This window comes from Hydrogenispora ethanolica (assembly GCF_004340685.1).
Lineage (GTDB): Bacteria > Bacillota > UBA4882 > UBA8346 > UBA8346 > Hydrogenispora > Hydrogenispora ethanolica.
Map to the genome: position 1 here is coordinate 76546 of NZ_SLUN01000009.1, position 24725 is coordinate 101270.

At 48.1% G+C, this 24725-nt stretch carries 23 protein-coding genes, 1 tRNA gene and 2 pseudogenes; 19 read left to right on the forward strand and 7 right to left on the reverse strand.

The window, feature by feature from the left end; genetic code table 11:
- Positions 1–14 precede the first annotated feature (14 nt).
- Complete coding sequence (locus EDC14_RS09375; protein WP_132014029.1) at positions 15–983, forward strand: Coenzyme F420 hydrogenase/dehydrogenase, beta subunit C-terminal domain; 969 nt, start codon at positions 15–17, stop codon at positions 981–983.
- 31 nt (positions 984–1014) lie between these two features.
- Positions 1015–2442, forward strand: a complete 1428-nt coding sequence (locus EDC14_RS09380) for a lipopolysaccharide biosynthesis protein (protein WP_132014030.1) — start codon at positions 1015–1017, stop codon at positions 2440–2442.
- A gap of 10 nt (positions 2443–2452) precedes the next feature.
- On the opposite strand, the gene EDC14_RS09385 is transcribed toward EDC14_RS09380, so the two are convergent.
- A complete protein-coding gene (locus EDC14_RS09385) occupies positions 2453–3358 on the reverse strand; it encodes an IS1595 family transposase (RefSeq protein WP_132014031.1) in 906 nt (301 codons plus the stop codon).
- A 131-nt stretch (positions 3359–3489) separates the two neighbouring features.
- Here EDC14_RS09385 and EDC14_RS09390 point away from each other — a divergent pair, with 131 nt between their 5' ends.
- Entirely contained in the window at positions 3490–4116 is a 627-nt protein-coding gene (locus EDC14_RS09390; RefSeq protein WP_132014032.1) for an acyltransferase, read from the forward strand.
- A gap of 72 nt (positions 4117–4188) precedes the next feature.
- On the forward strand, positions 4189–4527 hold the full coding sequence (locus EDC14_RS27540) for a 4Fe-4S dicluster domain-containing protein (protein ID WP_132014033.1): 339 nt from the start codon (positions 4189–4191) through the stop codon (positions 4525–4527).
- A 215-nt stretch (positions 4528–4742) separates the two neighbouring features.
- Here the strand turns inward: EDC14_RS27540 and EDC14_RS27755 are convergent.
- The 3 genes and pseudogenes from EDC14_RS27755 to EDC14_RS09410 all read right to left on the reverse strand — a co-directional run bounded on the left by EDC14_RS27755 (position 4743) and on the right by EDC14_RS09410 (position 6242).
- Positions 4743–5137, reverse strand: a pseudogene (locus tag EDC14_RS27755) (ATP-binding protein).
- Between the two features lie 401 nt (positions 5138–5538).
- Positions 5539–5883, reverse strand: coding sequence for a nucleotidyltransferase domain-containing protein (locus tag EDC14_RS09405; protein ID WP_132014034.1), 345 nt, complete (start codon positions 5881–5883; stop codon positions 5539–5541).
- Positions 5856–6242, reverse strand: a complete 387-nt coding sequence (locus tag EDC14_RS09410) for a HEPN domain-containing protein (protein WP_132014035.1) — start codon at positions 6240–6242, stop codon at positions 5856–5858. The genes EDC14_RS09405 and EDC14_RS09410 overlap by 28 nt, the downstream gene beginning before the upstream one ends.
- A 469-nt stretch (positions 6243–6711) precedes the next feature.
- Here EDC14_RS09410 and EDC14_RS09415 point away from each other — a divergent pair.
- From EDC14_RS09415 to EDC14_RS09445, 7 genes and pseudogenes are all read left to right on the forward strand, one after another.
- Positions 6712–7089, forward strand: a pseudogene (locus tag EDC14_RS09415) (sugar phosphate nucleotidyltransferase); the annotation flags it as partial.
- Between the two features lie 232 nt (positions 7090–7321).
- The gene (locus tag EDC14_RS09420) at positions 7322–8383 is read left to right on the forward strand and encodes a mannose-1-phosphate guanylyltransferase (RefSeq protein ID WP_132014037.1); all 1062 of its coding nucleotides are present in this window, start codon (positions 7322–7324) and stop codon (positions 8381–8383) included.
- Between the two features lie 390 nt (positions 8384–8773).
- Positions 8774–10306, forward strand: a complete 1533-nt coding sequence (locus EDC14_RS09425; protein WP_132014038.1) for a capsule assembly Wzi family protein — start codon at positions 8774–8776, stop codon at positions 10304–10306.
- 232 nt (positions 10307–10538) lie between these two features.
- A complete protein-coding gene (locus EDC14_RS09430) occupies positions 10539–10922 on the forward strand; it encodes a GxxExxY protein (protein WP_424337407.1) in 384 nt (127 codons plus the stop codon).
- A 270-nt stretch (positions 10923–11192) separates the two neighbouring features.
- Positions 11193–12155, forward strand: coding sequence for a dTDP-glucose 4,6-dehydratase (gene rfbB / locus EDC14_RS09435; RefSeq protein ID WP_132014039.1), 963 nt, complete (start codon positions 11193–11195; stop codon positions 12153–12155).
- Between the two features lie 268 nt (positions 12156–12423).
- Complete coding sequence (gene wecB, locus EDC14_RS09440; RefSeq protein WP_132014040.1) at positions 12424–13614, forward strand: non-hydrolyzing UDP-N-acetylglucosamine 2-epimerase; 1191 nt, start codon at positions 12424–12426, stop codon at positions 13612–13614.
- 123 nt (positions 13615–13737) lie between these two features.
- On the forward strand, positions 13738–14187 hold the full coding sequence (locus EDC14_RS09445; protein WP_132014041.1) for a VanZ family protein: 450 nt from the start codon (positions 13738–13740) through the stop codon (positions 14185–14187).
- A gap of 388 nt (positions 14188–14575) precedes the next feature.
- Here the strand turns inward: EDC14_RS09445 and EDC14_RS09450 are convergent, their stop codons facing one another.
- Together EDC14_RS09450 and EDC14_RS09455 are read right to left on the reverse strand one after the other, a co-directional pair.
- Positions 14576–15061, reverse strand: coding sequence for a hypothetical protein (locus EDC14_RS09450; protein ID WP_132014042.1), 486 nt, complete (start codon positions 15059–15061; stop codon positions 14576–14578).
- Positions 15062–15149: 88 nt separating this feature from the next.
- A complete protein-coding gene (locus tag EDC14_RS09455) occupies positions 15150–15929 on the reverse strand; it encodes a BUD32 family EKC/KEOPS complex subunit (RefSeq protein WP_132014043.1) in 780 nt (259 codons plus the stop codon).
- A gap of 852 nt (positions 15930–16781) precedes the next feature.
- On the opposite strand from EDC14_RS09455, the gene EDC14_RS26755 reads away from it, so the two are divergent.
- The 3 genes from EDC14_RS26755 (at position 16782) to EDC14_RS09465 (ending at position 17531) form a co-directional block, all read left to right on the forward strand.
- Positions 16782–16937 carry a hypothetical protein gene (locus tag EDC14_RS26755; RefSeq protein WP_165907914.1) on the forward strand — a complete coding sequence of 52 codons (156 nt, stop codon included), beginning with the start codon at positions 16782–16784 and terminating at the stop codon, positions 16935–16937.
- A 19-nt stretch (positions 16938–16956) separates the two neighbouring features.
- Positions 16957–17139: a hypothetical protein gene (locus tag EDC14_RS09460; RefSeq protein ID WP_132014044.1), complete on the forward strand. Its 183-nt coding sequence runs from the start codon at positions 16957–16959 to the stop codon at positions 17137–17139.
- A gap of 200 nt (positions 17140–17339) precedes the next feature.
- Complete coding sequence (locus tag EDC14_RS09465) at positions 17340–17531, forward strand: hypothetical protein (protein WP_132014045.1); 192 nt, start codon at positions 17340–17342, stop codon at positions 17529–17531.
- A 278-nt stretch (positions 17532–17809) separates the two neighbouring features.
- On the opposite strand, the gene EDC14_RS09470 is transcribed toward EDC14_RS09465, so the two are convergent.
- A tRNA-Leu gene (locus tag EDC14_RS09470) sits at positions 17810–17892 on the reverse strand.
- A gap of 485 nt (positions 17893–18377) precedes the next feature.
- Between EDC14_RS09470 and EDC14_RS09475 the strand changes: the two genes are divergently transcribed.
- The 5 genes from EDC14_RS09475 (at position 18378) to EDC14_RS09495 (ending at position 24703) form a co-directional block, all read left to right on the forward strand.
- A complete protein-coding gene (locus EDC14_RS09475) occupies positions 18378–19472 on the forward strand; it encodes a nucleotidyltransferase family protein (RefSeq protein ID WP_132014046.1) in 1095 nt (364 codons plus the stop codon).
- 29 nt (positions 19473–19501) lie between these two features.
- Positions 19502–21430 carry a polysaccharide biosynthesis protein gene (locus tag EDC14_RS09480; protein WP_243662871.1) on the forward strand — a complete coding sequence of 643 codons (1929 nt, stop codon included), beginning with the start codon at positions 19502–19504 and terminating at the stop codon, positions 21428–21430.
- The gene (locus EDC14_RS09485) at positions 21420–22220 is read left to right on the forward strand and encodes a tyrosine-protein phosphatase (RefSeq protein WP_132014048.1); all 801 of its coding nucleotides are present in this window, start codon (positions 21420–21422) and stop codon (positions 22218–22220) included. The genes EDC14_RS09480 and EDC14_RS09485 overlap by 11 nt, the downstream gene beginning before the upstream one ends.
- 291 nt (positions 22221–22511) lie before the next feature.
- Entirely contained in the window at positions 22512–23141 is a 630-nt protein-coding gene (locus tag EDC14_RS09490) for a polysaccharide biosynthesis/export family protein (RefSeq protein WP_243662872.1), read from the forward strand.
- Between the two features lie 92 nt (positions 23142–23233).
- Positions 23234–24703 carry a GumC family protein gene (locus EDC14_RS09495; protein ID WP_132014049.1) on the forward strand — a complete coding sequence of 490 codons (1470 nt, stop codon included), beginning with the start codon at positions 23234–23236 and terminating at the stop codon, positions 24701–24703.
- Positions 24704–24725: the final 22 nt, after the last annotated feature.

Sequence of the window (24725 nt, forward strand, 5' to 3'; positions counted from 1 at the left end):
GAGATTTCAAAGAAATGATAGAAGAGGAAAAAGAATATCCTAAATACTATGCTGTGAAACATAAAGAGTTTTCTGAAAGGATTGAATCAAGATCAGGGGGCTTTTTTTCCGCATTAAGTAACTATATTCTTGAGAAAAAAGGAATTGTTTATGGTTGCCTTTTAGATAGTTCATTTGTTGCAATTCATGCTAGAGCTACTAATAAAGACGAATGTAAATTATTTCGTGGTTCTAAATATGTTCAAAGCAATTTAAAAGATGTATATAAATGTGTTAGGGAAGACTTATCGAATAATTTGTTTGTTTTGTTTTCAGGGACTTCTTGTCAAATCGATGGTCTTAAGCGTTATTTAAATGGAATAGACTTAACAAAACTTTTACTTGTTGATATTATATGCCAAGGGGTTCCTAGCCCATTAATTTGGGATGAATATAAGAAATCATTAAAAAGAAGATATGGAGAGGACTTAATTAAAGTTGATTTTCGAGATAAAAAGAAATATGGGTGGGGAGCTCATGTCTTATCGTTTACTTTTGGGGGAAAAAAAGTAATAAATAGCAGTAAATTTGCTGATTTATTTTATAGTCACTTTTGCATAAGACCTACATGTTATTATTGTCCATACAAGGGAGAGCATAGACCAAGTGATATTTCACTTGCTGATTTTTGGGGAATTGATAAAGTAATTCCTAGTTTCAATGATGACAATGGGGTATCATTAGTTTTAATTAATAATGAGAAAGGACAATTATATTTCAATTTAGTAAATAATCAAATCGAATATGTTAAGACAGAATTAGCATATTGTATTCAACCTCCATTAGTGGAAAATTTTAATATTCCAAATCAACGAGAGCGATTTTGGGAGGATTACAGGAAAAAAGGTTTTGACTATGTCTTAAAAAAATATATAAAGTTTAATTTGAAACAAAGGATTAAGTGGGAAATTAAAAGCTTATTTCGGAAAAAAACACAGGAATAGTATGATAATTTTGGAGTAATTAATAGAGCTTATGGAAAAAAACTCAAAAGAAATTGATGATTTATCAAAAAATGCATTTAAAGCAGGTCTATGGTATACTATATCATCTATAGCAGTAAAAGCAATTTCTATTGTAACGACACCTATATATACAAGAATGATGTCTGCTTCCGATTATGGCATTGCCTCAACTTTTATTTCATGGTATAGCCTTTTATTGGTATTCAGCTCGTTAAACTTAACATATAGTGCACCACGAGCAAAACAAGATTTTCCTGGTAAATTTGAAGATTATTTAGGCTCTATTCAATTAATGGCGGCGGTTCTAAATATTTTAGCAGCTATATTGATGATTATTTTTATTAAGCCTGTAGCATTAGGTTTAGGAATAGAACCATTGTTAGTATATATTTTAATTGTATATTTGTTTTTTTCAACTGCAGTTACTTTAGCTCAATGCAGATATAGATACACATATAAAATTAAAGAAAACGTAGCAATTACAATATATATAACAGTTAGTACAGCATTAATGTCTTTAATATTTTTATATTTTTTTAAAAATAAATATTTGGGCAAAATTTTAGGCACAGCGCTTCCAACTGTATTATTAGGTATATTTTTATGGACAATCACATATAAAAAGAGACAACTTTCTATTAATCTAGAATATTGGAAATATGGTCTTCTATTATCCGTTCCTCTGATTATTCACACAGTTTCTCTTAACATATTATCTCAATCCGATAGAATCTTTATTTCAAAATACTGTGGAAATGATGCAACAGGTTTTTATAGCTTGGCTTATCAGTATGCAATTTTAATTAACATTGTAATGAACGCAATTAGTGAAGCTTGGGCACCATGGTTTTATGACAAATTTGCTTTAGGAGAATATTCAGAAATCAAAAAAAATATAAAAACTTTAATTATATTAGGGTGTTTTCTTGGTGTTTGTTGCATTGCTTTTGCTCCAGAAGCAATTGCTATATTAGGTGGGAAAACATATAAGTCTGCAATTTGGGTTGTGCCACCTGTTACGATAGGAATAGTGTGTCAATATATTTATAACCATTATGTTAATATAGAAATCCAACTGAAAAAGACTAAAATTATTTCTATGGGTTCACTTTTCGCGGCATTAACAAATATATTTTTAAATATTTTGTTCATTCCTAAGTTTGGGTTTATTGCAGCGGCTTACACAACTTCATTCAGTTATCTAATATTAATGTTAATACATTATTTTGCAGTAATATACATTTTGAAAACTAAAATCTATTCTAATAGTTTTATGTTTGTTAGTTTGTTTATTTGCGGAATAATCGGAATAGTATTTATGTTACTATATAACACCTATATTTTACGATACTCTATTTTGTTTATGGTATTAGTTATATATTTTGCAATGAATAGGGAGTTTATTGGAAAGTTAATTAAGAATAAAAGGTTATTTTAATAAAAAATGACTATACCGTTAGTTCAGTATACTTAATCTTATGCGAGGTGATGCAGCTATTAACAATACGGTTGAATAACTCATTCACAAAAAATCTACGGTTAAATCTGTAGCAGAATTCATCCAGGTACCGTTGCAAATGCTTTTCATCAAGACCATGAAATGTACCAGCTACAAAGGCTTTTGCATTGGAGACAATGGTATGCAGCCATTTCAAGTGTTCCGGATCCTCTTTGGGATTAAATGTTTTGAATTCCAGTTTATATCCTTCCTTTTGAAGGTTCCGGTAAGAATGGTATGCATCACTTGAAATCGTTGAGCCACTTTCGATGTTTGAATGGGCAAACTCGGCAATCGTCTGCTTTTTTAAGTCATTGACGACTTCCATTTTAAGAAACTGAGGATGACTTTCATCATTGAGAGATAGCCCAACTATTACCTTGGCTTTACTGGTTCCCCTTCCACGTTTGCCTTCTTCTTCCGGTGCTCCGAAGTAAGCATCATCCAGTTCAACCACACCGGCAAGGAGGTATTTGGAATCCCGATCCGCCATGGCCTTGCGGATTCTGTGGAGCATAAACCAGGCTGCTTTGTAGGATATTTCAAGCTCTTTTGAAAGCATCATAGCTGAACACCCTCTTTTATCTCTTCCTATAAAGTAGATGGCCCAGAACCACTTCTCAAGCTTGATATGTGTCTTCTCCATAACGGTGCCTACAATGACGGATGCCTGATAATGACAGGATGTGCATTCATAGTGGTTACGTGTAGCGATTACGTAATAAGTCTCGTTACCACATCTGGGGCACTTAAAACCGTCAGGCCAGCGCATCTTAAAAAGGTGCTCTCGGCAAGCGTCCTCACTATTAAACTTATTTTTAAACTCCATGAAGCTTAATGCTTCTTGTTTAGCCATAACCAACAACCTCCCAAACAAATGTTTGTGGCTAAATTATACTAAAACACGTGTTCGATTGGCAAGTGATTGCTGACTAAAAGTCATAGTCATTTAATAAAATTAAGAAACGTGATTGTGAGGTTAAAATTGTGGAAATTTTAGTTCGTTTATTTGGATTAATCAAGTTGGTAATATATAAATTTATATATAGGTATAGAATAGTTTTTCATTTAACAACTTATTTTCACCCATTTGCAACAATAACGATGAACAAAAAGGCACGTCTTTACCTTGGGGAAAAAGTAAAAATTGAAAAAGGAGTAACTCTATCAGTTAACGTTAATGGAGTTTTTAATATTAAAAAAGCTGTTTATTTACGAAAATATTCATATTTTGAGGTTGGGACTGGTGCAAAGCTAACAATTGGCGAAGGGACATTTTTAAATAGAAATGCACAAATTGTTTGTATGAATGAGATATATTTAGATAAGCATATTGCTATTGGGACAGGAGTGTCAATGTTTGACCATGATCATTATTACTTTGCTGATTGTGTTCAAAATTGGGAATTATCCAAAAAAGGTAATATTTACGTTGAAAGAGACGTTTGGATTGGTGCAAATGCAATTTTGCTAAGAAATTGTAAAATAGGACATAATACTGTAATTGCTGCAGGTGTTGTCGTTAGGGAGGAGATACCTGCAAACACTTTGATGTATCTAGATAAAAAGTCATATGCATTTAAAGATATTCCACCTCAGTCAGGAATTCAATGATATTTTAGAATTTTAGAATTCACTCTAAACTAACGTGGGCTTGTATTAAAAAGAGTAGAGGATAGGGCAATTATGTTATTTCTACGTGAAATTCTTAAACACTTAACAGAGTATAAAACACAGTGGGTAGAATATCCATACCAAATACCAAACAAATCCACACGCTACAAGAACAATACTATAGAGTACATTGAAAACAAAATTCCCCTTCCAGAACTCTACCAAAAACGAGAAAGTTGTTGCGGATGTACTGCTTGCTACGCGATTTGCTCTAGTAACGCCATAACTATGGAACCTGATGAAGAAGGGTTTCTCTACCCAGTTGTTGATGCAAGAAAATGCGTAAGATGTTATAAGTGTTTATCAGTTTGTGCTTTCAAGGAAGCTCAAAAGAAAAAAGGCTATCTATGAAGAGAATGGTAAAATTTTGAAAACAAGTTCCATGCCCTTTTGTAATATAACTTTATAATTATTGGTCTGGCGTTGTTTTGTGCGATTGTCAACGAAAAATTGATCCAGGTGATATTGAAAAAATGATCCACTAACGATATTGAAAAAGTGATCCACATAAAGCATAAAGAAGCAAAAGCACTAGAGAGAACTCCCCCATGGGGGGAAGCGGCGAATCAAACTTCGCCGGCCTCACCTCCCTTACGGCGTTGTTTTAACCGGTAAGATTCCGCGTTCATATTCAAAATATGAGACCGGTAAGTTAGACGGTCAACCAATGCCGCCGTTAGCATCGGATCACCGAAGAAATCGTCCACTTTGAAAATTCAAGGTTCGTGGTGATGAGAACGCTGCCCCTTTCAGTATGCTCGGAAAGAACTTGAAACAAACTTTGAGCATGGGCCTGGTTAAACGATACATACGATAACTCATCCAGGATTAACAAATTGGTTTTCGCCAACTGTTGCTGCACACGGCCCAGTTTTTTCAGTTCCTGGGCTTCATGCAAGGCAATGGCCAGTCCGGCGGCGGTGATAAATTTAACCCGGAAACCTAAAGAACATAGTTTCATCCCGAGTCCAATCGCCAGATGGGTCTTGCCGGTTCCAGGGTTGCCGACTAAAATCACATTTAATTAGTAATGGCTTGTCTGACCGTTTGGCTTACCGGTTCCATCAAGGGCCGGCATGAGGCCCTGCGGCGGGGTAGGTCCAAGATGTGAGGGTTGGGCGGCCAATCACTGGACAAATCGCACAGGATTAAGATGGATGGGCAGATTATTTCTTCAAAGCAAAGGATCTTCTTTTAGATACTTGAGCGAATTGCAAATTTCATAGAAAAAACTCGCAACACAATATATTGATAGATATATCTGGGCTTATCACTATATATTGTGTTACGAAGGGCACATTATGGTAATTTGCAATTCACTTACTTACCAATATTGCATTAAGAATGTCTATAAATTTTTGCCTATTGTTTAAACGGTCGATATTCTCGGGTTTCCGGCTGCGAAAGAATGTGCCGTATGAAATTCCCCTCCCGTTTCATACTCTTTTGGATATCTGCAGGAGTATAGGGGAGTACTTCAATAGGCTCGTTCAAGTTTAATGCGGCTTTTCCAAGTTTTCGCCATTTCTCTTTTGGAGTCATATCAGCGAAATCTTGAGAGACAACCACTAGGTCGATATCACTATCAGCGCGGGCGGTGCCGCGAGCTTGCGAACCATATAGAAAAACTTGCTCCGCCAGGATTCCCTGATTCGATAATTCCCGAAAATACGCGTGGATTATATTGTCAATTTTTCTTTCAAGCATTTTAATATCTCCTTGGTATTTAAAAGATAATCTTTCACCAAATCTTGGTTATATTCTTGAATAGCCCGGGATAAGTTCTCGGGGTATCGGGTATTGACCGACATTGCGGTGATGGTTGCCAAAAACTCCTTTTGTTCACTTGGTAACGCAATTTCAGTTATTTTTAGCAAGGTCAGCAGATTGTGCGTACGAGGTGGTGTTTCCTTGGTTTTTTCGATGATAATGGCTTTCAGGAATTTTTCAATAGCTAGGTGACACATAAAAAGGGCATAAACATACCTTTCGGTTTGAAACATTGCTTGAGCTGTTTCAAAGTCATAATTCGATTGATTTAGCCATTCAAGCGTTTCTTCCAGCACTACTAAGATCACCTCAAGCCAATATTAACATGAATCATTATTGAAATCAAACACCGAGTTCTATGAGGTGGACTAGGGTTCATTTAGAGAATAAACTTAGCGTAACAGCATGCAAGGGATTTTGGTTTTTTCATATTTTCCCTGTAATTTTTTGAGTCGCTTTCTTTAAATATTTTTTAGTTGAGACATGGTTATTTAATTGATTCTTGAAAAACCACAAAGCAATATAAATGCTAGGTTTAGGATTAAAAAAGCAGGGAAAATGCTTGCCAAACAGAATAAAGTAGAAAAGCCTTCCAGTCGGACCGAGCATGACATATTTGGGAAATTCAGCCATGATTTGAAGGGAAATCATGAAGCGATAACTCTTAATTGCCACAATTGTTCTCTGGAATATACTCGAAGAGAATAAATTTTACCAAGAGAATCAACAAAGATAATAGATTTTATGAAAAAGGTGTTCCATAAAATGATAACCAAAGCCATCATCCCCGCCGCTGGCCTCGGCACCCGGATGCTCCCCCTAACCAAAGCCCAACCCAAAGAGATGCTGCCCCTGGCCGGGAAACCCTGTATCCAGTATATCGTCGAAGAACTGGCGGCAGTAGGGATCAAGCAAATTCTCTTCATCACCGGCCAGAAAAAGCGGGCTATCGAAGATCACTTCGACAAAGATATGGACTTAAGCCGGCTCTTGTCCGGCAGCGGCCAAAAAGATTTATTATCCGCCCTGGATTATGAGGACTTGGACATCCAATTCTTCTATACCCGGCAAAGCGTCCCGGCCGGCCTCGGCGACGCGGTCAACCATGCCCGGGATTTTGTCGGGAATGATCCTTTCGCAGTAGGATTTTCGACCTCATGCTCCCCATGGGCGCAGTTTCCGGCTTGACCTGGTTGAATGCAAAATATCTGGATCCGATGTTACATCAGCAAATCGGTTGTAACAAGGTTTTTCAGAACTACGCCAACCACGATTATAGTTTATTCACTTGGCAGGTTTAACAATAAAGGCTCTAGCCTTTAAAATCCTGTTAATCCAATAATCCTGTAAATCCAGGTCAATTGAGGTGAATCGCTTGTTAAACTTCGTCATCATGGCCGGGGGCAAAGGCGAACGTTTTTGGCCCAAGAGCCGCATAGAACTCCCTAAACAATTATTGAACCTGACCGGCAATGGCACGATGATCCAAGAGACGGTCTGGCGGCTGAAAAAAATCGCGCAGCCATCCCAGATTTACATTGTCACGAGCGGCATGTACGCCGCGAAGATCGCGGAGCAGCTGCCGGAGCTTCCCCCGGAAAATATCATCATCGAGCCGGAAGGGAGAAACACCGCTCCTTGCATCGGACTGGCTTCCATTATCATCGAAAAAAAAGATCCCGGCGGAGTCATGGCCGTCCTGGCGGCCGACCATGTCATCCAAAAGCCGGACCTCTTTTGCGAGCTGCTGTTGCAGGGAAATGAGGTAGCCCGGGAAACCGGCGGAATCGTTACCCTGGGAATTCAACCCGACCGCCCGGAGACGGGGTACGGTTATATCAAGATGGGTCCGCAAGCCTCCGGAGCGGACAATCTCTTTCGGGTGGAACGCTTCACCGAAAAACCGAATCTGGAGACCGCCCATGAATTCTTGACGAGCGGGAAATATCTCTGGAATAGCGGCATGTTCATCTGGAAGGTCGCCACCATCCGTAGGGCCATTGCCGATTTCATGCCGGATCTGCACCAGGGTTTAGAAACGATCCGTGCCGCCATCGGTACGGACCAGTACCCAGAGATATTGGCCGAGCAATATTCCAAGTTTGAAAAGATCTCCATTGACTACGGAGTCATGGAAAGAGCCCCCTTGGTCTACGTGCTTCCGGCGGACATCGGTTGGGACGACGTGGGCAGCTGGACCGCCTTGGAGCGGTTACGGGCCCAAGATGCCAACGGCAATATTCTGCCCAATGAAAATATCGTCGCCATCGATCTGCAAAATTGCATCTTTGAAACCAGCGGCGACAAGTTGGTAGCGGCCATCGGCTTAAGCGACATCGTCTATGTCGAGACCGGGGATGCCGTGTTAATCTGCCCGAAAAACCGGGTACAAGATGTGAAAAAGGTGTTGGAAAAAGTAGATAAAACCAAACAGTGACCACGATTTATAGGATTATGGGATGCACAGGATTTAGTTCGTATGTTGGAATCCCTGGCAAAAGCCCATGGGCTTTTGAAATGTCATTAGCAATAAAGGCTTTAGCCTTTAAAATCCCGTTAATCCCATAATCCGATAAATCCAGGTCGAAAGAGTGTGAATTTGAAACCACTTTTCCGAATCACGTTTTTAATCATGGACCACGATTTATAGGATTATGGGATGCATAGGATTTGGTCCGTGTGTAGGAATCTCTGGTCAAAAGCCCATGGGCTTTTAAAATCCACAGGTGCACGGAATATAGATTCAAATGTAAGCAATAAAGGCTTTAGCCTTTAAAATCCCGTTAATCCAATAATCCGATAAATCCAGGTCGAAAGGGTGTTGAATTTGAAATCACTTCTCCGAATCACGTTTTTAATCATGAGCCTCATGATTGTTTGGACGGTTCCGGCTTGGGCCGCCGCCAACCAACTCGCAACGAATATCCCCTTGGACAGCTACATCTACACGTATCTGGATAAACTGGACGGCCTGGGCTATCTGCCCGCCATGCAGACCGGGACCAAGCCGTACACCCGGATGCAGGCCGCCGGGTGGGTCCGGGAGATGCGGCAGCAAGCCGTGGCTGAGCCGTTGCCCGAATATGCCCAAAAGATGCTGAACGAGCTGATCGCGGATCTCGGGCCGGAGCTGGCCGCGCTAGATGGCGCGGCAGGGAACGGCCGGCTCCGTCTCCGCGAATTGGCGTGGGAAAATACATATTATGATGGACCGACCTTGAAGCAGAATAATAAAACCAAATCGACCTACCAGCCGCTAAATATCAACAACAACGGCTACCGCTTGGCGGATGATCTGAATAGCATTCTGAACCTCCAGATCGAGGGGACCTGGAACGACCGGCTGGTTTTCAGCGCTATCCCCCGTTTGAGCTACGATAGGACGGAAGACGTCTCCGCCGACTTGGAGGCCGGCTATTTCAAGACCCGCTTGAGCAACCTTCAGATCCAGCTGGGCAAAGACCCCATCTGGTGGGGCCAGGGCGAGCGGGGCAGCCTTGCCTTATCGAATAACATGGAACCCCTGACTGCCCTCAAGCTGTCGAATCTGGAACCGCTGAGCCTCCCCGGGTGGTTCAAATACCTGGGCCCAGCCAATGCCACCTTCTTTTATTCGAAATTATCGGATGACCGGACCGATGTCAAGCAGCCGGCCTTCGTCGGCCTGCGCACTGATTTCACCCCTGGTTCCAACTTTACCTTTGCCGCCGGGCTCACATCCTTCCTGGGAGGCGAGGGTCACGAATTCGGCTGGGACGATCTGTGGGATTTCCTGACCCAAAAGAATGCGGATAATAGTGCGGATGAGAAATGGAACACCATCGCCGGATTCGATTTTCGCTGGCGCTTGCCGCAGCTGAACGGCTTGCAGATCTATGGCGAATTTTATGGGGAGGATCAAGCGGGTTCCTTCCCACCATTACCGTCCCGCAACGCCGGACTATTCGGAGTTTATCTGCCCCGGCTGACCGCTGACGGCGCCTGGGATCTTCAATTGGAAGCGGCTCGCACCACCCGCTATTGGTATTCCCATTGGTTATATAAGGAAGGATATACCCACGAAGGCGACATCATCGGCGACGCCATGGGCCACAACGCCAAACGGTATTACGCGCAGCTCAATCATTACCTGGCCGATGGAACCCGGTTGGGGCTGCATGGCGAGTATGTCTCGATGGACCAGGCCGCCACCTTTCCCCAGGAGGTCAGCTCCATTTGGCTTTCCTATACCACCAAGCTGCGGGATGCCTGGACCCTGAACGCCACGGCGGGGTTGGCCGACATCGACCACCTGGATTACACGGCGGGGAAAACGGAGCGGAATTATTTGTTCAGCGTGGAGTTGAGAAAACCCCTCTGACGACCACGATGAAACGGATTAAAGGATGCACAGGATTTTGTTTCCGGGCTGGATTTTTGGGTATGGTTCAAAGCTAAAGCTTTGAGGGATTCGAATCGAAATCCGATAAATCTAGGTCTAAGATGCATAGGAGCTCACCTCGGGACAACTAATCCCTCCAGGGATTAGAATGGTTTATGCTTTTAAATCCCGTTAATCCAATAATCCGTTAAATCCAGGTCGGGGGATGGTTTTGCTGATTCACGATACTCTGACCCATCAAATCATCGGTTGCGCGATGCGAGTCCATAGTAAGCTGGGGAACGGTTTTACGGAAGCCGTTTATCAGCGGTGCATGGTCATTGAATTTCGAAAGGCGGGGCTCGCTTTTGAAAAAGAGCGGGAACAGACGATTTATTATGATGATGTCGAAGTGGGAACGCGGCGGGTGGATTTCCTGGTGGAAGGAAAAGTCCTAGTCGAATTAAAAGCAATCGCCCGCCTGGAAGAGGTTCATCTGGCCCAAGCGCTCAATTATCTGGAGGCGTTTAAGCTGGGAACGGGGTTATTGATCAACTTCGGGGCGAAGAGTTTGGAATTCAAACGCCTCATAAAACCACGATTTATCGGATTATAGAATGCACAGGATTTTGTTTCTGGGTTGGATTGTTGGGTGTGGCTCAAAGCTAAAGCTTTGAGGGATTCGAAAAGGATTTGAATTTAAATCCTGTTAATCTCGGAATCCGATAAATCCAGGTTTGGACCGGAATCAACTAATCCCTCCAGGGATTAGAATGGTTTAATGCTTTTAAATCATGTTAATCCCATAATCCTATAATCCAGGTCCTGCATAAACTAATCTGAACCGCCAGTCGCGGCTCAATCTGTGACCCGAGGAGACGGATCGATGAAACTCTTGATCACCGGGGGCGCCGGGTTCATCGGCAGCAATTTCCTTTACTATATGCGGGAGAAGTACCCGGATTATCACCTGATCAACCTCGATAAACTGACCTATGCCGGCAATTTGGAGAATCTGGGCGGCCTGGCGGCCGATCCCCATTACCGTTTCGTCCGGGCGGACGTGTCCGACCGTAATCAGGTAGAACCCCTCTTTCAGATGGGACTCGACGGAGTCATTCATTTCGCGGCCGAGTCTCATGTCGACCGGAGCATCGGCCGGCCGGAGATCTTCGTGACCACCAATATCCTGGGAACCCAGGTGCTGCTGGATCTGATCCGCCAATACCGGGTCGGCCGTTATTTACAGATCTCCACCGATGAAGTCTATGGCAGCCTCGGCCCGACCGGCTATTTTACCGAAGAGACGCCGCTGGCCCCCAATAGCCCGTATTCCGCCAGTAAAGCCGCAGCCGACCTTTTGGTGCGCGCCGCGCACCATACCTTCAACCTGCCGGTGTTGATCACCCGCTGCTCCAATAATTACGGGCCCTATCAATTCCCGGAGAAGCTGATCCCGTTGATGATCGCCCGCGCTTTGGTGGGAAAAAAGCTGCTGGTCTACGGCGATGGCTTGAACGTCCGGGACTGGCTGCACGTGCGGGATCATTGCCGCGCCATCGATATGGTCTTTCATAATGGCGCAGTGGGAGAGATTTACAACATCGGCGGTAATCAGGAACGTTCCAATCAGGAGATCGTCAAATTGATCCTCGCGGAGCTCGGCCAACCGGAGTCGCTCATCGAGTACGTCAAGGATCGCCCCGGTCATGACCGCCGTTATGCCATCGACGCCGCCAAGATCCGGCGGGAACTCGGCTGGACGCCGCAGATCGATTTCGAGACGGGACTGCGGGAGACCATCCGCTGGTATACGGAGAACCGCGACTGGCTGGAGAAGCGGGGTTAGCAGGGAACGGGAATGATAATAGACATTTTCCTACGATTCAGTCCGGAATCAGTGGCTTGATACGAAGAGCGAATTGACTTTGGGAAAATAAAGCATACAATAGAAATAATCGATGCGTCCGATTACCAAGCGGTAATCGGAAGTTTTTATCCGGAGGCCCAGCGCGTCACGCAGTTATTCCGCGGCGCATTCCAGCATCTCGCCCCCTTGCACAGCGGCGGGCTGGGAGGCGCGGACGGATCGAATCATACGAAAAGCAGAGGTATTCATGGCACAACTTAAAATTCTTCCCATCTTCGGGACAAGACCCGAGGCCATCAAGATGGCGCCGCTCGTCAAAGCCCTGGAGCAGGACAGGCATTTTGAAGTGGTCACGACCGTCACCGCCCAGCACCGGCAGATGCTCGACCAAGTGCTGGAGCTTTTCGGCATCGAGCCCCGGCATGATCTGAATATCATGCAAGCGGGCCAAAGCCTGACCGACATCACCGCCCGGGTATTGTACGGCCTGAAAGAGATTCTCGAAGCGGAGCGCCCCGATCTGGTACTGGTCCACGGCGATACCACGACTACCTTTGCCGGGAGCCTGGCAGCCTATTACCAGCAGATCCCGGTCGGCCATGTCGAGGCCGGCCTGCGGACCTATAACAAGTATTCGCCCTATCCCGAGGAGATGAACCGCAAGCTCACCGGGGCGTTGGCCGATCTCCATTTCGCGCCCACCGCGGTCGCCCGGCAGAGCCTGCTCCGGGAGGGCGTGGACCCCGGACGGATCGTGGTCACCGGCAATACGGTAATCGACGCCTTGCTGGACACTGTCGGGCGAAGCTATCATTTTAGCGACCCCCGGTTGCGCCGGATCGGCTTTTCCGATCGCAAAGTGGTGCTGGTCACCGCCCACCGCCGCGAGAACCTGGGCGAGCCGATGCGGAACATCTTTGCCGCCGTCAGGGAGATCGTCGCGACCCATCCTGAGGTGGAAGTGGTATTCCCGATGCACTTAAACCCGAAAGTCCGGGAGAACGCCCTCGCCATCCTGGGCGGCGCGGCGCGGGTCCACCTGATCGATCCCTTGGATTATCAACCCTTCGCCAACCTGATCAGCCAATGCTATCTGGTGATGACCGACTCTGGCGGGATTCAGGAGGAAGCGCCCTCCCTGGGCAAACCGGTGCTGGTGCTGCGGGACACGACCGAGCGGCCCGAAGCGGTCAGCGCCGGCACGGTGAAGTTGGTGGGCACCGACCGGAACGCGATCATCCGCGAAGCCAACCGGCTCTTGGACGAACCGCGGGAATACCGGCGGATGTCGACTGCCGTCAACCCCTACGGAGACGGCCGGGCTTCGGCCCGGATCGTCCAGACGATCCTGCATCATTTCGGCTGTAGCGCCGAGCCGCCCGAGGAGTTTGCGGCGGCGCCGGACGCTTCCCGGGAGAAATCGGGCGAACCGGTTTGAAATGGATGATCCTGCCGAAGTATGCCGTACCACGGCGAACAGCGGATTCTTAAAACGGGAAACAAAGAATGAACCGGCGAGGGTTGGCGTAAGGAGCGGACCGGCGCCGGCGGAGGAGAATTTTTGAAACAGCGGACTCGGATCGTAAGCATCATTTTCATGACCTTCCTTCTGGGAAGCGTCATTGCTTTTTTGCTTTATTCCTCGGAAGACCCGCATTGGGGCGGAGGCTTTTGGGAGGAATGGCTGGCCCGGCATTTTGACTGGCCTCAGGAGTTCATTTCCCAGCTGGTCTTCAATGTCCGCAAGTCGATGCATTTCACGGGGTATGGCGGCATCGGCCTGCTATTTTGGGCCTATTTTTATCTGTGGCGCCTGCCCTTCCCGCAGGGAGCCGGGCTCTTGGCCACCGCCGCCGTCGCCAGCCTCGATGAATACACCCAATCGTTCGCCACTTTCCGGAGCGGTCAACCGCAGGATGTACTGTTGGATATCTGTGGCGCGCTGGCCATTGGCCTCATCGTCCGCTTGGTGTTGGCCAGGCGCAAGCCACGGCGACCCGGCTCCTATTAATAAGTTGGATGATGATTATCAAGTTAGCTCCGCTCACTCACGGAAGGGATTGAAGGATAAGTCATGACGTCTATAGACCTAACCCTCGGCCCTTTGCGGCTGATGTCCATCCTTGGACGCCGCAAGCTTAAGCCATCCTAGCTCTGGCTTCCTGAATCTGGAAGGGAAACCACCGGGCTCCGGGGCCCAAAAGCCTTTGGGCTGCGGAGAATGGTGATTACTCTCCCCGATCCGGGCCATAACCAGGATGGTTTAAGCACGGCGGTCCATGGATGGAATACCGCCGGGGAGAGCCAAGAGAGAGGAGGAGAGCTAGACTTAATCCCTATCATGTTACCTACCTTCTTGCGGATTTAACTTTATAATCATTAGCTGGATGGTCCCCGGGCTAGACTTTCCGTCCCGGGTAACGCTGTTCCGGAAGGTATTCTTTGCCGAAGCGCAGGATGAAGTAGACCACCAAATAGGAGAAGAGCGTATCGGTGATGAGGAAAGCGAGGGCGGTGGAATGATCGCCCAGCGTAATCTTGGAGATGCCGAGATTGGGGGCCAGCCCGGTGATGCCGAGCCAGATGAAGAAACCGCCCATGGCGGCCTTGGCCCAATGATGCTGCCGACCGGTGAACCGGAAGACATAGAAAAAGATGATTCCCAGCAGGGAAGCCACGGCCAGATCCGCCAGGAACCCAATGAGGAGTCCGGCCGCTTCCCAGGACTGCGATTCATCCAAAAAGACCGAGGCGGCCAGCTGCCAATAGATATAATGCTTGATCCCCAGGAGCTTCAGCAACACGCTGGCGCAGTTTTTGATCAGCGTCGCGCAGATTCCGGAACTCACCGCAATGGTCAGATCGTCGTTAAAGAATCGCTCCATCTCTAAGCCTCTCCAAATTTGTCATAATTAGGATATGCGGGATGGAGAAAACTATACGAGATTCCTTTCCGGCTCAATCCGGACCGGCTTACGACCGGGAAGGCTCAGCCGCCATCTGCCGGCGAAACTCCTCCAGAATGGCATTCATCATCAAAACATCTTTTCCCACCCAACGCACCCATGGTTTCCGGGTTAGGACCCTGAGAAATTCCAACCGTTCCGCCAACCGGAGTAAGCGGCCCCGGACGGCCATCCCCCCGTTCTCCTCATAGACCCGAATTAATTTAGGAATCGAACAGTGGCTGATATTCGAGGAGAGCGAAAGGAAAAACAGCAGCAGATCCCGGAAGGCAAGATCCGCAAAATATTGCTCCGGAGTACACTCCTCAAAGTCAATCATGAAAATCTGCTCATCTTTCACTGTAAAATTGCGGATCTGAGCGCCGCCATGACACTGTCCCGTCCGATGCAACCGGCCCAGGGCAACGATGGCCTTTTCCAGATAGAATTGGGCTGCCTGAGGGTTCTCGTTGATGACGTCCGCTAAAGAACGGCCGCAATCCTCGATGATCAGATACTCATCCGAGTAATCTAACACCGCCGGGACGTTCAGGCCCAGCTGTTTCAGACGGATCAGTTTTTCCCCTTCATAAGAAGTCTCACTTTTACCCGGGTCCAGAATCGTGATGGCCAGCAGCGGATGATGGGTCAAGCGAAAGGCCAGGCTCTGCAGACGATGAAAAATATTGATTTTGGAAGGGATATGCATTTTTACAAAATATGGATCGCCCTGATAAACGGTTTGAAAGACCCGTTGACCGGGGTGCTCGTTGATGGCTTGTTGAATTACACTACCTAATGCGCTCACGTGCTTGTGTCACATCCTTTAGAAGCCATGGGATAAAGTCTCTTTCAAATGAATCCGTTTATCAAAAGGTTTTAAACGACTTTATCCCTTGCTTCTCTGAGCTTTTGTGTTCACCCCGACCTTCGGCCGGGGTTTATCACAACGCTTTTAGTTCGCCGCTGTTTCAGCGGGGAAAACGGTATTCCCGGCGAAATAAAAAAGCTGCCGGTCCGGTTTTGCGGCTGGAGTGTTCCAACCAAACTGACTGCAGCGTTGATCCGTCCGATGAGGCGGATTATGGTTTGATTAAGAAACAGCGAAGCGAAACGTTTTTATTTAATCTGTTCTTAATTCTATTCTTGGCATGACGATTTTAACCTTCTGAAATATCTTTCCTGAAATGATTTTTTAAAGGAAGTTTACAATCCGCTGTCAGGCGGATCAGAACAAAATATGCGCAATACGGCCGGATATGTCAAAACCATTGGGGCCTATCGAGAGGGGATGCCCTTGTCTCCTATCCGCCAACCGCCGGGGAGCGGTTCATTGGCTCCGGAAAGTAGGAAGGTGGAAGGCGTTCGGCGGGGGAGAAAAATAATCAAAAAATAGTCAGCTGATTCATCGAATAAAATCAAAAATTGCCGATAATGTATATAGAAGGCGGAGCACGCCAAGGAGCAATATTCATTCGATTGCCAGCGCGGCCCGGGAACGGCTGAAGGAAGAAAGAAAATCCGAAAAAACCGTCTATGTGCAACGACATGAATCCTTAGGGTATATGATTTGCGAAAATAACGAACGTTTCACCGCTTTTTCGCAAATCATATGCTTCAAATAATTTCGTTGCATATAAAACGAATCAAGGAGGGAAAGATGATGGAAGAAATGTTTGTCAAATGGGTATTGGTGGCCGGCCTGTCGCTATGGGTGGTCATACGGATCGGTCTGGCCAACCGGATGGCGAATTCGGTTGCCCCAAAATCCGACTGCAAAGAAGCTTCGTCATCCAACTCTCCCAGAGTGGCATAGCAAAACAGGAGGAGATGGAATGCCCGACCAGCTCATGAAGCTTCGCCCCCAGGAAGCGGCGCTGATCATGACGATCCGTCGTATGGAGTCTGGCAGCCTGAGTCTTCAGATCCAGGAGGGGCTTCCGGTTCAAGGCAACGAGTCCGTCAGGGATATCAACTTTACCGAAAAGGCGAAGGATCTGGGATATATTCGGGAGTAAAAAAAAAGCCATGGCCGGACAGTCGGCCGGAGCGGCAAAGCCAATCGAGGCCCTTATCGGGAGCGGCCGGATTGGCTTTTTGTTTCTTTGACCAATCAGCCGGGACTGAAATGGCGGAACCAAAAAGCCATATTCTTCGTCTAGTAGATGGATGGGGCGTACCAGAAATGCCGGCTGATACTAGGCGAAGAGGTTAGAGCATGATGCGTTGTTTCTCCAAAAAAGAGCGGGTCGTCAAGGCGAAAGAGTACATTCAAAAAGGCATGACGCCCCGGGAAGCGTCGGAGCTGACCGGGATTTGCATTGTGACGGCCCGGTATATGGAAGAAAGTTTGCGTAAACAGAAGCTTCATGAGCCCGACGCGGGTCATCCGCTCCGGATTTTGCATTAAAAGAGTTTCGCAATCATTTTTTGGCTTGGAATTTTCAAACGGCAATGGCTGCCCGTGGGAATGAAGTTCGTCCGAACCCGGGAGACCCACTGGAAAATGGTCGGCAAGAACCGGAAATAAAAAAAGCAGTCCCGCCGAAGGCGGCGGCTGTTCCGCCGGAGGGCCCGGAGGTTCGGGAAAAGCCGGCGGCGGCCTTGCGCCTGCGCAAAACAAAACTGCTGCGCGCTTGTTCGGATCGTCTTCGCGAACTCGCCGCAGCAGTGTGCTTTTAAAATAAATGGTGCCCAGGACCGGACTTGAACCGGTACGGTTGCCCATACGCCCCTCAAACGTACGCGTCTGCCAGTTCCGCCACCTGGGCTTTACGATAACATAGATTATTATAACCACGATCCCGGCCCTTGTCAATCATCTTTCATCATGAAAGATGAAGAAATCAACCCCATCCTTACCAGAACGACCCGAGGCATGCCGAATTTTTGGACGGAGCGGCAGGATAAACCAGAACAATCACGAATTTAAAATATTTATGATCGCTTTTCAAAGAGCTGTGAGGAATCCGGCAAAAATGCCGAAAAGATCACAGCGATTGCCTGGAGCAAGTGATAAAGTCGATTGAAATCTTTTTGCAAGACAATTTTTGTCCAGAAAGACTTTATCACATGGCTTTTCAAAGAGCTGTGAGGAACCCGGCAAAAATGCCGGAAAGATCACAACGATTGCCTGGAGCAAGTGATAAAGTCGCTTGAATTTTTTGCAAGATAATTATTGTCCAGAAAGACTTTATCATAGGGCTTTTAGAGAAAAAACCGGAAACGGTAGTAAAAAGGAAGAGGGGGCTTGTCAATGAAGGCCATGATCCTGGCCGCCGGGGTGGGTTCGCGGCTTGAACCGCTGACCTGCAATATTCCCAAACCGATGGTTCCGGTGGTGAACCGTCCCGCCATGGAACATATAATCAATTTGCTGGTAAAGAATAATATCACCAAGGTGGCGGCCAATCTCTGGTATCTGCCGGATAAGATTCAATCATATTTCGGAGATGGCAGCCGTTACGGGATCGAGATCCATTACTCCGTGGAGAAGGAGCTGATGGGCACCGCCGGCGGAGTCAAAAAACTGGAGTCCTTCTTCGACGAGACGTTCATCATCGTCTCCGGGGACGCGGTCACCGACATTGATCTGCCGGGTTTTATCGACAAACACCGTAAAAGCGGCGCTCTCGCCACCATTGCCCTCAAAGAGGTATCCGACCCGCGCCAGTTCGGCGTGGTGATCACCGATAAGGACGGCCGGATCAAGGCTTTTCAGGAAAAGCCATCCCTGGATGAAGCCATGAGCCGCCTGGCCAACACCGGAATCTATATTTTTGAGCCGGAAATTTTCAAATACATACCCGCCCAGACCGTGTTCGATTTTGGAAAGCAACTCTTCCCCGAACTGGTGCAACGGGGCGAATCCTTTTACGGCTATTCCATGAAAGGGTACTGGTGCGACATCGGTTCATTGACCCAATACCGTTTGGCCCACTACGATGTCTTAAAAGGGCTGGTGACCATCGACATCCCCGGGAACTGGCATCCCAACGCGGTGTACGTCGGAGAGCGGACGATTGTGGCGCCTTCGGCCCGGATCGGGTCCAAGGTGGTTATCGGGAACAATTGTCACATCGGCGACGGGGTGGAAATCTTCGGCGAAACGGTGATCGGCGACAACTGCGTCATCGAGTCCGGAGCTTCCATCTTCGGCAGCATTGTCTGGCGGAACACCCGGATCGGCCGGGGCGCGCGCCTGGTGGAATGCGTCGTCGGCAGCGAATGTTATTTGAAGGATGATTCGATCATTGGCGCCGGGGTCATTCTGAGCGACGAATGCATTGTCGAGCCGGGAAGCGTAATTGAAGCAAACTCCAAAATATGGCCGGGGAAAACGGTGCTCTAGTCTCCCCCCTTCCGAAAGGAACAATCAAGTTGAACGTTCAGCGTAATCATCTTTTTCAGGTTCTGATTGATATCGTGGCTATCAATCTGGCATGGTTTGCCGCGCTGGTTTTACGGTTTGACGGCCGGATCCCCTCCACGTACTTGCGAAATTGGCTGGCCATCGCGCTGGTGGTTACGGTCATCCGAATCGGTTTTTTCTTGGCTTTTCGGCTCTATAACAGTTTATGGAGCTATTCCAGCGTTCCCGAGTTTTTTCTGGTCATCAAGGCGGTCAGCGCTTCCACCATCGTGATCTGGTTTTTCGCTTTGATGGCCCAGGATTTAGGGTGGTTGCCGTTTCCGACGCCCAAGGCCATCGGGATCATTGACTGGTTTATCAACATTTTGCTGCTGGGGAGCCTGCGCTTTGCGATCCGGATCCGCCGGGAGTGGGTGATTACCCGTTTAAACGCCCAGAACACCGTCAAGAAACATTTGCTCATCATTGGCGCCGGGGAGGCCGGCTCAACGATTATCAAAGAGATTAACCGCAGTCTTTCCGCAAATTATCTCCCCATCGGCTTCATCGACGACGACCCGAGAAAGAAAGGCCACCGGCTCCACGGCATCCCGGTCCTGGGGACCCGCCAGGACATTCCCCGCCTCATCAAACAATACGAGGTGGAAGAGGTGATCATCGCGCTTCCATCCGCATCCCGTCAAGTAATCCGGGAGATTATCGGGGTCTGCCAGCCGGAAGCGGTCCACATCCTCATGGTGCCCTCGGTGGCCGAGATCCTCAACGGCACGGTCTCTCTCAAACAACTCCGCGATGTGGAGATCGCCGACCTGTTGGGACGGGAGCCTGTCAAGATCGATTTGGCCGAGATCGCCGGCTATCTGCACGGTGAGCGGGTCCTGATCACCGGGGCCGGAGGCAGCATCGGTTCGGAGATCTGCCGGCAAGTGGCGAAATTTGCGCCCGAAGTCATGTTGCTGCTCGGCAGGGGCGAGAATTCCATCTACGAGATTGATCAGGAATTACGGAACAATGCCCCCGAAGTGCCGCGAATCCCCATCATCGCCGATATCCGGGATCGGGACAAGATGGCCCGGATCTTCGAAGAGTACGCGCCGACCGTGGTTTTTCACGCGGCTGCCCACAAGCATGTGCCGCTGATGGAAAACGAGCCGGACGAGGCGATTAAGAACAATGTCTTCGGCACCAAAAATTTAGTGGAAATGGCCGACCGCTTTCAATGCAAGCGTTTTGTACTCATCTCCACCGATAAAGCGGTCAATCCAACTTCGGTGATGGGCGCCACCAAGCGGGTGGCGGAATTGATCCTGCAGGATTATAGCCGCCGGAGCAAAACCAAGTTTATGGCGGTCCGTTTCGGCAATGTATTGGGAAGCCGCGGCAGCATTATCCCTTTGTTCCGCAATCAGATCCTGCGGGGCGGGCCGGTGACGATTACCGATCCGGAGATGACTCGCTTTTTTATGACCATCCCGGAAGCGGCCCAGTTGGTAATCCAAGCCGGGGCGCTGGGCCACGGCGGGGAAATTTTCATTTTGGACATGGGAGAACCGGTGAAGATTCTCGATTTGGCCCGGGAACTGATTCGTCTGTCCGGCTTGATTCCGGATAAGGATATTAAGATCGAATTCACCGGAATCCGGCCCGGGGAAAAATTGTACGAAGAGATTCTGACCCGCGACGAAGGAGTCCGGGTGACCAAACATGAGCGGATCTATACGACGCAGGTCTGCGGGGTCGAACCCGGGTATCTGGCCGAACATCTTGAATCTTTGCGCGCCAATCTCGGTGAAACAGCGGATGCCATCAAAACCCTTTTGCAGCAGATCGCCGCCGAATACCAGCCTTGGTCGGCTCAGAAACCTTCTCTCCATGATTCTTTGGGAGGAGCAGCCGTTATGAAGCAGAGAGAGGGGACCACCGGCAATGTTTTTTGATATTCATACCCATGTCTTGCCCGGTTTTGATGACGGTTCGCCGGATCTGGAGACGTCCTTGGCCATGTTGCAACTGGCGGCGGAGCACGGAACCGGCGGAATGGTGGCCACTCCCCACCTGGCGGAAGGAGATTGGCAGCCTTCCTGGGAGCGCGTGGTCGATTCCTGCCGGCTTTTAGCGGAAGCGGCCAGCGAGCGGAAACTTGGGATTTCCATTTATCCCGGGGTCGAGGCGGCGTTTTATTCCGGGATCGAAGCAAAGTCCAACGGTCCGGGCGCCTATTGCATCAATGGCGGACGTTACATGTTGGTGGAGCTGCCGGCGAATCAACTTCCCGTTTCCACCGACGATTTTTTCTTCACGCTGCAATCGCGGGGCGTGATTCCGGTCCTCGCCCATCCGGAACGGTATCCGAAACTGCAAGAGGAACCGGAGCGGTTGCTGGAATGGATCGAACGCGGAATCTTGCTCCAGGTGAACGGCGCAAGTTTAGTGGGGCGCATGGGCACCCGGATCATGAATGTGGCGGAAACACTGTTGCAATGCCAAATGATTCATTGCATCGCTTCGGACGGGCATGGCCTAAGCAGCCGGCGCCCGATTCTCAAGGAAGCTGCCGCAAAGGTCACGGCCATGGTCGGCCCGGAGATGGCCCGGTCCCTTTTCACCACCAATCCGCAGAGCATCATAGCAAATCAGCCTGTGTTCATACCGGAGCCGGATGAACGGCGTTTTCTGAAACGTCCCAAATTGTTCGGCGGTTTGTTTAAAATGTTTGGTTCAAGATAAGCGCCCCTTTATGTGATACTGCATGATTCTGCGGGACGCATTTCGGTGGGTTTTCGATATTTTTGGTATACGATTCTGACATTGGCTTTTGTAAGGAAATATTTATATTTCCCATTCGATTCGTTGCAGGAATCATAGGTGATTTGTGGAATTATAAAATGTTTTATTTTACCAAATTTTATGGGTTTGTGCCACTTCGAAAAGCAAAAAGAAGTTTCTGCTTCACATTGCGCGAAGAGCGAAGCACTTTTTTCATATAACGAACTGCAGCGATAGCAAAGGTGGTTTTCGATGAAACGGCTAGGTTGGTGCTGGATATTCACGATGCTGATCGGTTTGTTTGTCTTCTGCGTCAGCGCCTGGGCGGACGATTACCGGTTGGGACCTGGAGATGTCATCACTATCAGTGTCTATGGGTATCCCGAGCTTCAAGTGGAGGAATTGTCGATTGGAGCGGATGGACGGATCATCTTTCCGCTGGCCGGCGGATTGGTGGCGACCGGATTGACCACCCAGGAACTGGCGAATCAGCTCACAAGCTCATTGGCGTTATACGTCAAGAATCCGCATGTGACCGTCAATGTCTCAAAATTCCGGACGACCCGGGTCTATGTGCTGGGCGAAGTGAGCAAACCCGGCATGTATGAGATAGAAAAGCAGCATAATCTTTTGGACGCTATCGGAATGGCCGGTGGATATACCAAGTTTGCGGTCCGTTCCAAGGTTTATGTGGTTCGTAAGGGATCCAGCCAATACCAGGAAGTCAATTTGGACAGCATTCTGAAAAAAGGCGATATGTCGCAGAATATTGCCTTGAATGACGGCGATGTTGTCTTTCTGACGAAAAGCGGCATGAGCTTCGTTTATGATATTTTACCGCTGATTAATTCAGCCTATAACATTCGGAATTGGAACGACTAGAGGTTCGAAACCGGAGTCGAGGCTAGGTCTTATTATTCGTGTTCCATGGAGACTTGGCCATATGTACAAGTAAACTTTTCGGGGGCATTTCAGTGGACGAATCGACCGTAGATCTGAAAGAGTTACTCAGGATTCTCAAGAAAAGACGGCTTTTTATCATTAACGTTTTTCTCATTGCGGTAATCATCGCGGTTCTGGTATCATTCCTGACTCCGCCGACCTTCGAAGCGGAAACCGTGGTCCGGGTCAAACAATCGAAGGGTTTGGCCGATTCCTTGCTTTCCGACCTGCCGATGGGGAATACCATGGCCACTAAGCAATTGATGTCGACTTATGCGGAAATTTTAAAAAGCCGCACGGTACTTGAGATGGTACTCGCCAAAACCCCCTCCTCCGGTAAGAAACCCCTAACCTATGAGACCTTTTCCAAGCGGATAACCACCGAGCCGGTAAAAGATACCGAGCTGCTCAAGATCGCAGTGGAAGCACCTTCGGCGGAGGAGTCGAAGCGTTTAGCCAACCTGCTGGTCGACAGTTTCATTCAGCGGTTGACCTTTTTGGCCCGGGTAACGCAGACGGAGGTCCGCCAATTCATCGGCAGCCGGCTGGACGAAGCCAAGAAAGAGTTGGATAAGACGGAAGCCGCGTTGGAGCGGTATAAGCGGACGGAAAAGATCGTCGATGTCGAAGCCGAAGTCAAGGCGGTAGTCGACCGGATGTCGGCCATCAACCAATTATCCGCCCAAAATATTGTGAATCAAGCGTCCTCCCAGGCCCGGCTGCGCAGCGCCGAAAAACAGCTTGCGGGTCAGAAGCAGGGTTTCGTGGCGGATAATCCCTTGATTCAGCAGTATAAATCGAAATTGGGCGACTCGGAAGTTCAATTGGTAAGCCTGTTACAGCAGTATACGGAGAAGCATCCTCAAGTCATCGCCCTGCGGGCTGCGATCGAAGAGACGAAGCTCAAATTGAATCAGGAAATCTCGAAGGTGGTCAATGCCGAGTCCGTTTCGGCCAATCCCCTTTATCAAAAATTGATGGTGGACCGGTTGCAGTCACAAGCCGAAATCGCCGCCTATGATTCCCAGGCAAAAGCGTTGGCTGGGATCATCGCCCAAAATGAAGCCGAACTCAGCGAGCTGCCGGCGAAGGAACAAAGTTTGGGTCGTTTGATGCTGGATGCCAATTTGACTCAGCAAATCTATCTGATGTTGGCCAATCGTTTTGAAGAGGCCCGAATCAGCGAGGTTATGCAGCCCACCGACATCCAGATCATTGATGTGGCGGTGGCTCCGGAGAAGCCGATTAAACCGAAAAAGACCTTGAACGTGTTGATTGCCGCTTTTTTGGGCCTCTTCGCGGGAACCGGGTTGGCTTTTATGATCGAATACCTGAATAAAACGATCCGGGATACCGAGGATGTCCGGTTGTATCTTGATCTGCCGGTATTGGGGAGCATTCCGAAGTTTCAAGAGGAACAGGCCAGCATCAATGAATTCTGGGGTCAACTGCTTGGTTCGTTCAAAAAGAAGCAGCCCCATCGTCGTCGACGCCGTTCCTAAAATAAAGGATTATCCGCTCGCC